At 74.0% G+C, this 14,100-nt stretch carries 12 protein-coding genes, 1 tRNA gene and 1 pseudogene; 4 read left to right on the plus strand and 10 right to left on the minus strand.

Features of this window, described 5'->3' with window-relative positions:
- The first annotated feature begins 21 nt into the window (after positions 1-21).
- Positions 22-1,020, plus strand: a complete 999-nt coding sequence (locus ACI79C_RS07730) for an NAD-dependent epimerase/dehydratase family protein (RefSeq protein ID WP_456945049.1) — start codon at positions 22-24, stop codon at positions 1,018-1,020.
- 1 nt (position 1,021) lies between these two features.
- On the opposite strand, the gene ACI79C_RS07735 is transcribed toward ACI79C_RS07730, so the two are convergent.
- Positions 1,022-1,942 (minus strand): alpha/beta fold hydrolase, encoded by a 921-nt coding sequence (locus ACI79C_RS07735; protein ID WP_456945050.1) that lies wholly within the window; start codon positions 1,940-1,942, stop codon positions 1,022-1,024.
- A 230-nt stretch (positions 1,943-2,172) separates the two neighbouring features.
- Between ACI79C_RS07735 and ACI79C_RS07740 the strand changes: the two genes are divergently transcribed.
- Positions 2,173-2,985, plus strand: a complete 813-nt coding sequence (locus ACI79C_RS07740; RefSeq protein WP_456945051.1) for an esterase/lipase family protein — start codon at positions 2,173-2,175, stop codon at positions 2,983-2,985.
- A 55-nt stretch (positions 2,986-3,040) separates the two neighbouring features.
- Here ACI79C_RS07740 and ACI79C_RS07745 read toward each other — a convergent pair whose 3' ends face one another.
- From ACI79C_RS07745 to ACI79C_RS07770, 6 genes and pseudogenes are all read right to left on the minus strand, one after another.
- Complete coding sequence (locus ACI79C_RS07745) at positions 3,041-3,841, minus strand: alpha/beta fold hydrolase (RefSeq protein ID WP_456945052.1); 801 nt, start codon at positions 3,839-3,841, stop codon at positions 3,041-3,043.
- A gap of 11 nt (positions 3,842-3,852) precedes the next feature.
- A complete protein-coding gene (locus tag ACI79C_RS07750) occupies positions 3,853-5,100 on the minus strand; it encodes an LLM class flavin-dependent oxidoreductase (RefSeq protein ID WP_456945053.1) in 1,248 nt (415 codons plus the stop codon).
- 161 nt (positions 5,101-5,261) lie between these two features.
- Positions 5,262-6,044: pseudogene (locus ACI79C_RS07755) on the minus strand (bestrophin-like domain).
- 144 nt (positions 6,045-6,188) lie between these two features.
- A tRNA-Val gene (locus ACI79C_RS07760) sits at positions 6,189-6,260 on the minus strand.
- Positions 6,261-6,395: 135 nt separating this feature from the next.
- Positions 6,396-6,857 carry a peroxiredoxin gene (locus ACI79C_RS07765; RefSeq protein WP_456945054.1) on the minus strand — a complete coding sequence of 154 codons (462 nt, stop codon included), beginning with the start codon at positions 6,855-6,857 and terminating at the stop codon, positions 6,396-6,398.
- 95 nt (positions 6,858-6,952) lie between these two features.
- The gene (locus tag ACI79C_RS07770) at positions 6,953-7,378 is read right to left on the minus strand and encodes a DUF3052 domain-containing protein (RefSeq protein ID WP_456912902.1); all 426 of its coding nucleotides are present in this window, start codon (positions 7,376-7,378) and stop codon (positions 6,953-6,955) included.
- A gap of 354 nt (positions 7,379-7,732) precedes the next feature.
- Here ACI79C_RS07770 and aceE point away from each other — a divergent pair, with 354 nt between their 5' ends.
- A complete protein-coding gene (aceE, locus tag ACI79C_RS07775; RefSeq protein WP_456945055.1) occupies positions 7,733-10,537 on the plus strand; it encodes a pyruvate dehydrogenase (acetyl-transferring), homodimeric type in 2,805 nt (934 codons plus the stop codon).
- Positions 10,538-10,584: 47 nt separating this feature from the next.
- Entirely contained in the window at positions 10,585-11,514 is a 930-nt protein-coding gene (locus ACI79C_RS07780; RefSeq protein ID WP_456945056.1) for an FAD-dependent oxidoreductase, read from the plus strand.
- 33 nt (positions 11,515-11,547) lie between these two features.
- On the opposite strand, the gene ACI79C_RS07785 is transcribed toward ACI79C_RS07780, so the two are convergent.
- From ACI79C_RS07785 to ACI79C_RS07795, 3 genes are read right to left on the minus strand one after another with little or no spacing between them, the layout of a single operon-like run.
- Positions 11,548-12,753 (minus strand): M20 metallopeptidase family protein, encoded by a 1,206-nt coding sequence (locus tag ACI79C_RS07785; protein WP_456945057.1) that lies wholly within the window; start codon positions 12,751-12,753, stop codon positions 11,548-11,550.
- Between the two features lie 46 nt (positions 12,754-12,799).
- Positions 12,800-13,345, minus strand: coding sequence for a pirin family protein (locus ACI79C_RS07790; RefSeq protein WP_456945058.1), 546 nt, complete (start codon positions 13,343-13,345; stop codon positions 12,800-12,802).
- Entirely contained in the window at positions 13,342-14,031 is a 690-nt protein-coding gene (locus ACI79C_RS07795) for a phosphatase PAP2 family protein (RefSeq protein WP_456945059.1), read from the minus strand. The genes ACI79C_RS07790 and ACI79C_RS07795 overlap by 4 nt, the downstream gene beginning before the upstream one ends.
- Positions 14,032-14,100: the final 69 nt, after the last annotated feature.

The following is a 14,100-nucleotide window of genomic DNA, read 5'->3' on the forward strand; positions in this document are numbered from 1 at the left end:
CCGGTCGGGTAGCCGGGCGGCGTGGCTGCTCCCGAATCCGACCTGACCGTCGCCGTCACCGGACCGACCGGCACGTTCGGCGCCGGCCTGGTGCCCCTGCTGGAGGCCGACGAGCGGGTGCGGCAGGTCGTGGGCATCGCCCGCCGTCCGTTCGACCCCGCCGAGCGGGGCTGGACGAAGATGACCCACCGGCGCGGCGACGTCCGCGACCCCGGCGCCCTGCGGGAGGCCTTCGAGGGCGCCGACGTCGTCGTCCACCTGGCGTTCCTCATCACCGGCAACGCCCCGCGGCAGACCACCCGGGCGATCAACGTCGACGGCACGCTCAACGCCTTCCGCGCCGCGGCCGCCGTCGGCGCCCGCCGGTTCGTCTACGCCTCGTCGGTCGCCGCCTACGGCTGGCACCGCGACAACCCGGAGCGGATCCCGGAGGACTGGCCGGTGCGACCCGCCGCCCGGCTGTTCTACGCCCGCGAGAAGGCCGAGCTCGAGCACCTGCTCGCGGCCGAGGCCGAGGCGACGCCGGACCTGGCGCTGTACCTGCTGCGCCCGCCGGTCGTGCTCGGCCCGAACGCCATCGGGGGCAAGGACGTGCTCCCCGGCCCGCTCGCGCCGCTCGGGCGCCGGCTGTTCGGCCGGCCGCGGCGGCTGCCGGTCCCCGTGCCGCTGCTGGCCCCCGAGTTCCCCGTCCAGTTCGTCCACGAGGACGACGTCGGCAGCGCGCTGCAGCGGTGCGTCGTGGCGGCCGGGCCGCCCGGGGCCTACAACGTCGCGGGGGACGGCGTGCTGACCGCCGCCGACGTCGTCCGGGAGTTAGGCGGGCTGCCGATCGCGGTGCCGGCCGGGCCGGCGCAGCTGGCCGCCCGCGCGGTGGCCCGGCTGCCGTTCCTGCCCCCGGCCGCCGAGTGGGTGGAGGCGCTCAGCCGCCCGGCGATCATGGACACCTCCCGCGCCAAGGAGCGGCTGGGCTGGCGGCCCCGCTACACCGGTCTGGAGGCACTGCGCGCCACGCTGGCCTGACTCACGCGCCGCCGGTCACGGCCGGCAGCCAGTCGAGGACGTGCTTGGCCAGCTGCTCCGGGCACTGCAGCTGCGGCACGTGGCCCACCCCGGCCATCTCGACGTACTCCCACGTCGGGTGCCGCCGGGCGACGTCGCGCGCCGCGCTCACCGGGACCAGCCGGTCGCGGTCCCCGTGCACGAGCAGCACCGGCACGTCGATGCCGGCCATGGCCCGCCGGATCAACCGCGGGTCGGCCAGGAGCAGGAGCAGCGACCGGGCCGCGGTGAGGAAGGCGCGGTCCATGCCGGCGACGTCCTGGCGCTGGTCGATCAGCTCCACCGAGCGCTCGATGAGCTCCGGCGGCACCGTGGCCGGGTCGACGCCGCACAGCTCGAGCATGTCCAGGACCGACGCCCGCGCCCCGCGCTCCCGGCGCTGGGCCGCCAGGTACCGCTCCCCCACGCCGGGCAGCGCGTAGACCAGGAAGTTGCGGGCGACCCGCGCGTCGGGCCGGCCCCGCGGCCCGGGCACCGCCGGGTCGACCAGCACCAGCCCGCGGACCTTCGCCGGGGAGTGCGCGGCCTCGAGGATGGAGATCATCCCGCCCATCGAGTTGCCGACGAGCACCACCGGTGAGCCCACGACCTCGCGCACGAACCGGTCGAGGACGGCGACGTTGGCCCGCACCGAGGCTGCCCGGTGCCCCGGCTCGCTGCGGCCGAAGCCGGGCAGGTCGAGGGCGTGCACCCGGGCGTGCGGCGTGAGCAGGGGGGCGAACAGGTCCCAGTTGAGGTGGGACCCGCCGAGGCCGTGCACCAGGACGACGGCGGGGCGGGCAGGGTCGTCGACGCCGTCCCCGCCGTAGTCGACGCAGTGGACCGACCCGTCGAGGTCCACGGTGCGGCTGCGCCCGCGCAGCCCGTCGTCCTCGGTTCCCACGACACCCCTCCCGTCGGCGGTCCCCGTCCACGCTGCCCCGAGGAGGCCCGGGCCGCCACGCGACCCGCGGGGCGGCCCGCCACTGCGGGTGGGGCCCGTGCGGCGCGCGTGACGGGCGCCACGGTCCGGAGTCGCCCGTGCCGCGCGTCGCGACAGTCAGGTGTGACCGTCGTCGCAGAGTGGTACCCACCAGACGGGCCCGGTCGGGCCGCGACGGCGAGGAGGACGACGTGTCAGGACCGCTGGGAGACCGCTTCCGGGGTGACGGCCCGGCCCTGCCGCTGTACCTCAGCGAGCCGGCCCGCGGCGCTGCCGACTTCGGGCTCTTCCTCGCCGCCCGGCCGCTGATGCAGCGCCTGCCGCGGGGGGACGGGCACCCGGTGCTGGTGCTGCCGGGCCTGCTGGCCGACGACAGCTCCACCCGGGCCCTGCGCGGGGTCCTGCGCCGCCTCGGCTACCGCGTGCACGGGTGGCGGCTCGGTCGCAACATCGGCCCCACCGCGGCCTGCGTGGGCGGGATGCGCGACCGGCTCGACGACCTCAGCGACCGCTACGGCCGCCCGGTCAGCCTGGTCGGCTGGAGCCTGGGCGGCATCTTCGCCCGCGACCTGGCCCGCCGGACGCCGGACTCGGTCCGGCAGGTGGTCACCCTGGGCACCCCCTTCCGGCTGGCCCGGCACAGCCAGAGCCGGGCGTCGAGGGCCTTCGACCGGTACTCCCACCTGCACGTCGAGCACCGGACCCTGCCGTTGGAGGACGACTGCAGCCCGCTGCCGGTGCCTGCCACGTCGATCTACTCGCACTTCGACGGGATCGTGCACTGGCAGACCTGCCTGGACACCCCCGGCGAGCGCTGCGAGAACATCGCCGTCCTGGCCAGCCACCTGGGCCTGGGCCACCACCCGGCGGCGATCTGGGCGATCGCCGACCGGCTCGCCCAGCGGGAGGGCGCGTGGACGCCGTTCCGGCCGCCGCTGTTCCTGCGCCCGGCGTTCCCGCGCCCCGACGTCCCCCCGACCACTCGGCAGGCCGCAGCGGCCTGAACGCCGGACGTCCTCCCGCCGCCGCCCTCGGACGGCGGCGGGAGGACGTCGCCGTTCAGGCCTCCGCGCGATCGAGGAAGCCCAGGACGAGGTCCCGGACTGCCTCGGGCTGCTCCAACTGCGGCAGGTGACCCGCGCCGTCGACGACCTCGAGGCGCGAGTCGCGCAGCCGCGAGGTGAACTCCTCGGCGTAGACGGGGTCGACCAGCTCGTCCTGCGCGCCCCAGATCAGCAGGGTCGGCGCGGTCACCCGGTGGATGCGCCTGTGAAGCCCCTTGTCGGGCAGCGGCCAGATGAAGTGCAGGATGCTGGCCATCCGCATCGCCGCCTCGAACAGCGCCTGCGGGTCGTCGGCCGGCGGTGTGAGCATGCTCGCCAGAGGACTGGCCGGGTCGGCGAGGAGCAGGCCCGGCAGCGTCTCCGGTGGGATGCCGGCGATGTCCGGGATGGGCGCGTCCTCTCGCCAGAAGCCGATCGGCGCGAGGAGGGCCAGCCGGGAGACCCGCCGCGGGTTGTTGGCCGCCACCTCCGCGGCCACCATCCCCCCGAACGAGTGGCCGACCAGCTGTACCCGGTCGAGGCCGAGGGCGTCGAAGAGCGAGTCGTAGAAGAGCACGAGCTCCCACATCCCCGGCAGGTGCCTGGCCAGCGCCTCGGTGTCGTTGGCGCCGGGGTGCTCGACCGCGTGGACGGTGTGCCCCGCCGCCAGCGCCTCCAGTAGCGGATCCCACGTCAGGCCGCCGACGCCGTGGAGGAAGACGACCGGGTCACCGGTGCCGGCGACGAGGACGCGGGCCTGCATCGGGCCGACCTCGACGATCCGCTCGTCGACCTGCGCGGGTGCGGTGGTGGTCATCGGTTCCTCCCTCAGGCCTGCGCGCCGGCGGGCTCGGTGACGGCTCGGACGGCGGCCCCCGACGGCCACCACTCGTGGGTCCAGCCCTCGGCGTCCCAGACGGAGCGGATACGGGGCATGACCTCCTGGGCGAAGAGGGTGATGTTCTTCTTCGTCAGCTCGTGCGGCATGGAGCCGATCTGCAGCAGCGCGTGGAGGTTGCCCACGCGCAGGGTCTTGGCGACCTCGATCAGCCGGTCGGCGACCGTGGTCGGGCTGCCGGCGATGATGAAGCCCTCCTCGTTGAGGGTCTTCCAGTTCTTCTCCAGTGCGGCCGCTGCGGCGATGGCCCCCGGCTGGTTGGTCTTGATGGCGAACTCGGTGCTCTTGCGGGTGCGGTATCCCGGCGCCTCGAAGAAGTACGGCGGGATGTGCAGGCACTTGTTGAAGAAGTACGAGACGTGCTCGAGGTACTCCTTCTCCGCCCGCTCATCGGTCTCCGAGACGCAGATCTGCTGCGCGAAGCCGGCGCGGTAGGGGTTCCGGTCGACCCCCATCTCGTCCATCTTGGCCCAGAAGCCATCCATGAGCTTCTTGCCGAACTTGGCGCCGAAGAACGACAGGTAGCTGTACGTGTAGTCCTTGTTGGCCGCCAGCTCCCAGGTCTCGACCGATCCGCCGCCGGCCAGCCACACCGGCGGGTGCGGCTTCTGCAGCGGCTGCGGCCACGGGTTGACGTAGCGCAGCTGGTTGTACTGACCGTTGAAGGCGAACGGGCCCTGCCTCGTCCAGGCCTGGATGATCAGCTCCTCGGCCTCTCGGAACCGCGGCCGCGTCTGGGTCGGCGGGACCCCGTAGCAGAAGTTCACGTCCATCGAGGTGCCGACCGGGAAGCCCGCCGCGAGGCGTCCGTTCGACAGGACGTCGAGCATCGCCATCTCCTCGGCGACGCGGGTGGCCGGGGAGTACAGGGCCAGCGTGTTGCCCAGCACCATGATCGCGCTGTTGTTCGGCGTCCGCCGGGCCAGTGCGGCGGCCATGATGTTCGGCGAGGCCATGAAGCCGTAGCCGTTCTGGTGGTGCTCGTTGACCCCCACGCCGTCGAAGCCGAGCCGGTCGGCCAGTTCCAGCTCGTCGAGGTTCCACTGGTAGTACTGCGCGACCTGCCGCGGGTCGCACAGCTCGGTGTTCGGTGGGGTGATCCAGATGCTCTCGTACCGCTGCTCGAAGTCGGCAGGGAGGTCCCGATAGGGCATCAGGTGGAAGAAGATCGACTTCATGGCCATCCCTTGATCAGGCCGCGTCTCGGCGCTGGGGTTGGAGGGGATACGAGCCTGACGTGACCCACGTCACATCGGTGCGGAGCCCAGCACTCGCCCTCGACCGTGTCAACGGGCCCGGTCGCGGCACGACGGGGGCCCGCCGTCCGGGCAATGACAGGTCAGGGGCCGAAGTCCGCGAGCACCCGGTGGAACGGCTCGGGCTCGACGGCGACGTCGCCGGCGAACGGGTAGTTGATCATCAGCGTCACGGAGAAGAGGACGCCGACGAGCGCCGCCAGGCTGCCCACCATGAGCGAGTGCAGCACGGCCCGTTGCAGGCCGAAGAGCAGGGCGAAGCCGACCGTCACGACACCGCCCACGACCAGGGCGGTCCAGAGCACCCCGGGGATGCCCCGGTCGGCGGAGTCCAGGCGCTGGCTGCGCAACGCCACCAGCTCGCTGAGCCGCTGGGCCTCGGCACCCACGAACTCCTGCTGGGCCGGCGTCGTCACGGGGACCGAGGAGATGGCCAGGGCCATCTCGTCGAGGACGTCGCCGACGCGGGGGTCCCCCGGCTCGGCCGCGGCCATCCCGGGCCACTCGGCCTCGACGACCTCTCCCGCGTACTGCCGCACCAGGTCGTGCACCTGCTCCCGCTACTCCGGCGGGAAGGCGGCGCTCTCCCGGTACATGCTGCGCAGGGTGCTGGCCTCCTGGCCGACGATCGACTCGGCCTCGTTGAAGGCCTCCCACGTCACGATGACGACGAACCCCAGCAGGACGGCGTAGATCACGCCGACGACGGCGATGATGAAGCCGACCACGTCGTCGTGCTGGCCCTCTGCCATGGCCGGCCACCGGCGGCGGATCCCCCACTGGACGAGCAGCACCAGCGCCGGCAGGACCACCACGAGCAGGACGTCGATCAGCCAGCCCGGCAGGGACAGGATGCCGTGGGCCACGGGGACCTCCCCGATCGGTGGGCCACTGACCGGTCACCCGTCCTCGGACGGCAGCAACCGCGTGCGCCTGGCGACACCAGGGAGTTCCCGAACGCGAGCCCAGGGACCATCGACCCTCGGTCCTCGACCCGGGCCGGAGAGGGGTGGGCGCGGCAGGGATCGAACCTGCGACCGCTCGCTTGTAAGGCGAGAGCTCTCCCGCTGAGCTACGCGCCCCGCCCGCCAGGGTAGAGGAAGGACCCCCTGCCCCCGCCGCTCACCAGCTCGCGGCGGGCCCCTGCAGGGGGGCCGTACCCGGGCGGGGGGACGGGGCGGAGTGGCCGGCGCGTCCGGCCACCCCACCCCGAGGGGTCATGCCGCCAGCTCCGCCACGGCGTCCTTCCAGCCGGACTGCTCGCGGGCGTCGCCGGGCTGGTTGACCTCGGTGAAGGCGATCCGGCCCTCGGCGTCCACGAGGAACGTGCCGCGCACGGCCATGCCGGCCTTGTCGTTGAAGACGCCGTAGGCCTGCGCGACGGCACCGTGCGGCCAGAAGTCGCTCAGCAGCGGGAAGTCGAAGCCCTCCTGGGCCTTGAACGCCTTGAGGCTGAACATCGGGTCGGTGCTGATGGCCAGCACCCGGACGCCGGCGTCGGTGTAGGTGGCCAGCTCGTCGCGCAGCTGGCACAGCTCGCCGGTGCAGATGCCGGAGAAGGCGAAGGGGTAGAAGACCAGCAGCACGGGGGTGCCCCGCAGGTCGGCCAGGGAGACGACCTGCTTGTCCTGGTCGGGGAGGCTGAACTCGGGCGCGACGTCACCGACGGAGAGGCTCATGGCCCCGATCGTGCCCCACGGGGGGAACGGGCTGGGACGGCCCCCTCGCAGGGCCCGCCGCGGTGCGGCCCCGACGGGGGGAGGTGGTCGGTCCGTCAGCGGCGGGAGCGGGCCGTCTTCGGGGTGACCAGGCGGATCCCCGACCAGTCCTTGGCCGCGGAGACGCTGCTGGTCTGCGTCAGGCCGGCGGTCGGCGCGACCTCGGTGACGTCGCTGGGCTCGACGTGGCCGGGCCGCCCGGACTTGGGGACCAGCAGCCACACCACACCGTCGTCGGCGAGGGAGGCCAGCGCGTCGGTGAGGGCGTCGAACAGGTCGCCGTCGTCCTCACGCCACCAGAGCAGGACGACGTCGGCCACCTCGTCGGTGTCCTCGTCGACCATCTCACCGCCGGACACCTCGACGATGGAGTCCCGCAGGTCCTCGTCGGCGTCCTCGTCCCAGCCGAGCTCCTGCACGACCATGCCCGGCTTGATGCCCAGCCGGGCCGCCATGCTGGCGCTGCCCGAGTCGACGCTCATCCCTGCTGTTCCTCCATCGGTTCCGGTGCGGGGAGCCGGTGCGCACGATCGTGCACGGTCCGGCGGTGGGGTGCTGTCGAAGACCTGGAGCGCGCGGGGAGACGACGGGCGGCGGACACGACCGGCGGGAGTGGTCCCCGCAGCCTGGTCATGTCACCCCTTCCGTCCGTTCCGGTCTCCGTGCCCCTGGTGTTGGGGCGCTCGTCCGCCCGGTGACACCGGTCGGCGTTGGCGGAAGCGTAGGGCATGCCTGGTCAGGTGCAAGCGCTCGAAGGACGGCGCCGTTCCGACCCGTCGTCCCGACATGTGGGCGCTGGCGTGACGTGGAGGGAACGAAGGGGAGACGATGTGCACATGAGCGCACCGCAGCAGTCGGACGGCGACCCCGCCCGCGATGCAGGCAAGGCCCGCGCGGTCATCACGAACGGGCTCCCCAGCCAGCTGGTCGACATCGACCCCGACGAGACCCAGGAGTGGCTGGAGTCGCTGGACGCCGTGGTCGACCACGCCGGCCGCGGCCGGGCCCGCTACCTCATGCTCCGGATGCTGGAACGCAGCCGTGAGCAGCAGGTGGGCGTCCCTTCCCTGCGCAGCACCGACTACATCAACACCATCCCGCCCGAGCGCGAGCCGTGGTTCCCCGGCGACGAGCACGTCGAACGGCGCATCCGCGCCTACATCCGATGGAACGCCGCGATCATGGTCCACCGGGCGCAGCGGCCGGGCATCGCCGTCGGTGGCCACATCTCGTCCTACGCCTCGTCGGCGTCCCTGTACGAGGTCGGGTTCAACCACTTCTTCCGCGGCAAGGACCACCCCGGCGGCGGCGACCAGATCTGGTTCCAGGGGCACGCCTCCCCCGGCATCTACGCCCGCGCCTTCCTCGAGGGCCGGCTGACCGAGCAGCAGATGGACGGCTTCCGCCAGGAGGTCAGCCACCCCGGCGGCGGGCTGTCGAGCTACCCGCACCCGCGGCTCATGTCGGACTTCTGGGAGTTCCCGACCGTCTCCATGGGCCTGGGCCCGATCAACGCGATCTACCAGGCGCGGTTCAACCGCTACCTGCACTCGCGGGGCGTCAAGGACACCTCCGACCAGCACGTGTGGGCCTTCCTCGGCGACGGCGAGATGGACGAGCCCGAGTCGCTCGGCGCCATCGGCCTGGCGGCCCGCGAGGAGCTGGACAACCTCACCTTCGTCATCAACTGCAACCTGCAGCGGCTCGACGGCCCGGTCCGCGGGAACGGCAAGGTCATCCAGGAGCTGGAGTCGTTCTTCCGCGGCGCCGGCTGGAACGTCATCAAGGTGATCTGGGGCCGGGAGTGGGACCCGCTGCTGGCCGCCGACCGCGACGGCGCGCTGGTCAACCTGATGAACGTCACCCCCGACGGGGACTACCAGACGTACAAGGCCGAGGACGGCGCCTTCGTGCGCGAGCACTTCTTCGGTCGCGACCCGCGCACCCGCAAGCTCGTCGAGAACATGAGCGACAAGGAGATCTGGGCGCTCTCCCGCGGCGGGCACGACTACCGCAAGCTCTACGCCGCCTACAAGGCCGCCGTGGAGCACAAGGGCCAGCCGACGGTCATCCTCGCCAAGACCATCAAGGGCTGGACGCTGGGCAGCCACTTCGAGGGCCGCAACTCGACCCACCAGATGAAGAAGCTGACCGCCGAGGACCTCGCGAACTTCCGCGACCGGCTCTACCTGCCGATCCCCGACGAGCAGCTGGACAAGACGCTGCCGCCCTACTACAAGCCCGACCCGAACTCCGACGAGATGCAGTACATGCTCGAGCGGCGCCGGGCCCTGGGCGGGGCGGTCCCCCGGCGGCGGGCGGAGTTCAAGACCCTCAAGGCGCCGGAGGACAAGGCGCTCGACATCCTGCGCCGCGGCTCGGGCAAGCAGGAGGTGGCGACGACGATGGCGTTCGTCCGCCTGCTCAAGGAGCTGCTCAAGGACTCCGAGCTCGGTCCGCGGTTCGTGCCGGTCATCCCCGACGAGGCCCGCACCTTCGGCATGGACTCGCTGTTCCCGACGCAGAAGATCTACTCGCCGCACGGGCAGCGCTACACCTCGGTCGACCGCGAGCTGATGCTGGCCTACAAGGAGTCCCAGCAGGGCCAGATCCTGCACGAGGGCATCAACGAGGCCGGCTCCGCCGCGTCGTTCACCGCCGTCGGCACGTCGTACTCCACGCACGGCGAGCCGATGATCCCGATCTACATCTTCTACTCGATGTTCGGGTTCCAGCGGACCGGCGACGCCTTCTGGGCCGCGGCCGACCAGATGACCCGCGGCTTCCTCCTCGGCGCCACCGCGGGCCGGACCACGCTCAACGGCGAGGGCCTGCAGCACGAGGACGGGCACTCGCTGCTGCTCGCCCACACCAACCCCGGGGTGGTGTCGTACGACCCGGCGTTCTCCTACGAGGTCGCCCACATCACGCGCGACGCCCTGGTGCGCATGTACGGGGACGACCCGGGCTCGCCGCTGGGCGGGCACCGTTCACCCGACGTCATGTACTACCTGACGGTCTACAACGAGCCGTACAACCAGCCGGCCGAGCCGGAGGGGCTGGACATGCAGGGCCTGCTGGCCGGCATGTACCTGTACGCACCCGGGCAGCAGGGTGACGGGCCCAAGGCGCAGGTGCTCGCCTCCGGCGTCGCGGTGCCGTGGGCACTGCGGGCGCAGGAGCTGCTGGCGAACGACTGGGGCGTCTCGGCCGACGTGTGGTCGGTGACCTCGTGGACGGAGCTGCGCCGGCAGGCCGACGAGGCCGACGAGCACAACCTGCTCCACCCCGAGGAGGAGCCGCAGGTCCCGTACGTCACGCAGCGGCTCCAGGACACCCCCGGCCCGGTCGTGGCGGTGTCGGACTGGATGCGGGCGGTCCCCGACCTGATCGCGCCGTACGTGCCCGGCGGGATGGCGACCCTGGGCACCGACGGGTTCGGCCTGTCCGACACCCGCCCCGCGCTCCGGCGGCACTTCCACGTCGACGCGGAGTCGATCGTCGTCCGCACCCTCGGCGAGCTGGCCAAGCGCGGCGAGGTGGACCGCGACGTCGTCCGGCAGGCGGTGGAGAAGTACCAGGTCCGCGACGTGCAGGCCGCGCCGGAGGAGGAGCGGTCGGACCCGAGCCCGGCCACCTGAGCGGCTCCCCGCCCCGCACTCCGCCCGCCGGCGGCGGCCACCGGGAGGTGGCCGTCGTCGGCGGCGGGGTGGTGGGCCTGACCTGTGCCCTCGAGCTGGCCCGGGCCGGCTGCCGCGTGCGGGTGCACACCGCCGACCCACCCGCCGCGACCACCTCGGCGGTCGCGGCCGCGCTGTGGTTCCCCTACCGGGCGGCGCCGGCCGACGCCGTGCTGCGCTGGGGCGCGGGGTCGCTGGCGGCCTTCACGCGGCTCGCCGACGACCCGGCGACCGGTGTCGCGCTGCGCCCCGGGACGGTCGTGCACCGCACGCCGGAGCCGGACCTCTGGTGGGCGCCGGGCGTGCCCGGGCACCGGCCGGCCGCTCCCGACGAGCTCCCGTCCGGGACGCCGGGCGGCACCCGGTGCACCCTGCCGGTGGCCGACATGGGCCGCTACCTGCCGTGGCTGGCCGGCGCCTGCCGCGCGGCGGGGGTGGACGTCGTCCCCGGCCGGGTGGAGCGGCTGGCCGACGTCCCCGGCGAGGCGGTCGTCCTGGCCGCCGGCCTGGCGTCGGGACCGCTGGTGGGCGATCCCACCCCGACGCCGGTGCAGGGGCAGGTCGTCCGGCTGGCCGACCCGGGGCTGTCCGGCTGGGTGCTCGACGAGGAGAACCCGGCCGGCCTCACCTACGTGGTCCCGCGCGGCTCGGACGTCGTCTGCGGCGGCACCGCCGTCGACGGCGCGACAGGCACCGAGCCGGACCCCGACGTCGAGGCCGCGATCCTGGCCCGGGCGCGGGCGCTGGTCCCCGCGCTCGCCGACGCCCCGGTGCTCTCCCGGGCCGTGGGGCTGCGGCCGGGCCGGCCCACCGTCCGGTTGGAGCGCATCGAGGTCGGGGGCCGGCCGGTGGTGACCTGCTACGGCCACGGCGGCGCCGGGGTCACGCTCTCCTGGGGCTGCGCCGCCGACGTGGTCGCCCTGGTCAGGGCGGAGTAGAACGGGCGGGTCCTCCGCACCGTGGTCCTCCACTCAGGCGGCGAGGGCCTCCAGGGCCATCGCGGCGTAGAGCGCGGCGCCGTCGGGCAGCACGTCCTCGTCGAAGACGACGAGGTTGGAGTGGTTGCCGGCCGCCATGGCCGGGTCCTGCCCCGGCGGGCAGGCGCCGAGGAAGGCCATCGCGCCGGGCACCCGCTCCAGCACGTAGGAGAAGTCCTCCGCGCCCATCAGGGGCTCCCGTGCGGCCACGCTGCGCTCGCCGCCGAGCAGCGTCGCCGCCGTCGTCCGCACCCGGTCGGCCACAGCGGCGTCGTTGACCGTCACCGGGTACCCCCGCCGGTGCTCGAACTCCACGGTCATCTCGTGCGCCGCGGCCACGTGCTCGGCCACCCGGCGCACCGACGCCACCATGTCGGCCCGGCGCTCGTCCGAGAGCGTGCGGATCGTCCCCTCCAGGAACGCGGTGTCGGGGATGACGTTGTCGGTCGACCCGGCCGACAGGTGCGCGACGGTCAGCACCGCCGGGTCGAAGACGGGCGCCCGCCGGGTCACCGTCGCCTGCAGCGCCAGCACGATCTCGGCCGCGACCGGCACCGGGTCGGCCGCCGCGTGCGGCATGGACGCGTGACCCCCGCGACCGCAGACGGTCACCAGCCAGTGGTCGGCGGCGGCCATCATCGGCCCCGGCCGCACGCTGACCACGCCGCTGGGCTGGGTGGCGAACACGTGCATCGCGAACGCGCCGGAGACCGGGGCCTCGGGGACGACGTCCAGCAGCCCCTCGTCGAGCATGTACCGGGCGCCGTGGAAGCCCTCCTCCCCCGGCTGGAGCATCAGCACGACCTGGCCGGCCAGCTCGTCGCGCCGCTCGGCCAGCAGCCGGGCGGCACCCATCAGCATCGCGACGTGCAGGTCGTGGCCGCAGGCGTGCATCGCCCCGGGCACCTCGGAGGCGAAGGGCAGGCCGGTGTCCTCGTGGACGGGGAGGGCGTCCATGTCGGCCCGCAGCAGGTACGACGGCCCCGGGCGGGCCCCGCGCAGGACGGCGACCGCCGAGGTCGTCGACGTCCCGACCGTCACCTCCACGGGCAGGTCCGCGAGCTCCTCGAGGACGGTCGCCTGCGTGTGCGGCAGGTGCAGGCCGATCTCGGGCCGGCGGTGCAGCCGGCGGCGCAGGTCGACGGTGCGGTCGGCGTCGGCACGGGCCGCGGCCAACAGGTCGGGTGCGGAGGTCGGCATGCCCCCCACTCTGTCCCACGGGGCGCCGGTGCCGCGCCCCGGCGCCTCAGTCCCGAGCCCAGGCCGGGCGGGACGTGTCCAGTTCCCACACCAGCGCGGTCACCGGGCCGGCCACCGGCCCGCCGTCCTGCCGCTCGACCCGGGTGCCGTCCGGGCCGGCCAGGACGAGCAGGCCGGGCGGCACGGTCGTCGAGGTCCCGGCGTCCACCGCCTCGACCCAGAGCCGGACGTCGGGGCGACGGAGGTCCACCCAGCCGTCGGCGTTGCGGTGGACCTCGTGGGTGGCGCCGAGCCCCGGGGCGGCGCTGCGCAGGTGGGTCTGCAGCACCCGCGCCCCGGCGTCCCCCGCGACCTCGTCGTGCTCCAGCCCGGTGCCGGCCCGCAGCACCGCCACGTCGCCGGCCGCCATCCGCGCACCGTCCCCCCAGCCGTGGCGCAGGGAGCCCTCGAGCACCACGGCCACGACGTCGACCGCCCGGTGCGGGTGCCGGCCGTAGCCCGTTCCGGGAGCCAGCCGGTCGTGCGCCATCCGCAGCAGCGGACCCAGCGAGCCGTCGTCCGGCTCCAGCAGGACCTGGGACTCCAGGCTCATGTCGTCTCCCGGGCGGGTAGGGCGGCGCGGCCGCCGGGGAGCGCGCCGAAGGCCACCGCGAGTCCGAGGACCCACGCCGCCCCCAGCGACCAGCCGCCGACGACGTCGGAGAGGAAGTGCACCCCGAGCCACATGCGGGTCAGCCCCACCAGGACGGCGAGGGCGACCCCGCCGGCCACCGCCCACCGGCGGGCGTGGGGCGACAGCCGCGGCCAGGCCAGCACGAGGGCCACCGTCACCAGCGTGGCGATGCCCGAGGAGTGCCCGCTGGGGAAGCTCAGCCCGCCGTAGTGGAGCCCGCCGTCCTCGAAGGCCGGGCGCACCCGGCCGACCAGCTCCTTGAGCAGCACGGTGACCGGGCTGACGGTCACGTTGGCGGCGACCACGAACGCCGCCGTCCACCAGGCCCGGCGGGTCCCCAGCCAGAACAGCACGGGGAGGGACGCCAGCACGCGGAACCAGACCACGCCGGGCGTGGTGAGCACCTCGAGCAGCAGGTCCGTGGCGGCCGAGCGGTCGTCGCCGGCGTACAGGGCGGAGCTGACCGCCGCGTCCAGCCGGACCTGCGGCGCGAAGCCCACGAGCACCCCGGCACCGAGCGCCCCGAGCACGCCGAGACAGCCGCCCACCGCGGTCAGCGCCCGACGGCGGGCGGTCCGCGCCCTGTCCGCACTCAGCACCGACACGACCCCACTGTCCCCGACCGGCGGGCACGGGGACCATCCGGGCTCGGCCGGGGTGTCGGCGATCCGTGA

The organism is Geodermatophilus sp. SYSU D00697, assembly GCF_054050175.1.

Coding starts and splice junctions, on each gene's coding strand:
- ACI79C_RS07745 (WP_456945052.1), bottom strand. CDS start 3,841: ATGACCACCACCGCACCCGCGCAGGTCGACGAGCGGATCGTCGAGGTC.
- ACI79C_RS07750 (WP_456945053.1), bottom strand. CDS start 5,100: ATGAAGTCGATCTTCTTCCACCTGATGCCCTATCGGGACCTCCCTGCC.
- ACI79C_RS07765 (WP_456945054.1), bottom strand. CDS start 6,857: ATGAGCCTCTCCGTCGGTGACGTCGCGCCCGAGTTCAGCCTCCCCGAC.
- ACI79C_RS07770 (WP_456912902.1), bottom strand. CDS start 7,378: ATGAGCGTCGACTCGGGCAGCGCCAGCATGGCGGCCCGGCTGGGCATC.
- aceE (WP_456945055.1), top strand. CDS start 7,733: ATGAGCGCACCGCAGCAGTCGGACGGCGACCCCGCCCGCGATGCAGGC.
- ACI79C_RS07785 (WP_456945057.1), bottom strand. CDS start 12,753: ATGCCGACCTCCGCACCCGACCTGTTGGCCGCGGCCCGTGCCGACGCC.
- ACI79C_RS07790 (WP_456945058.1), bottom strand. CDS start 13,345: ATGAGCCTGGAGTCCCAGGTCCTGCTGGAGCCGGACGACGGCTCGCTG.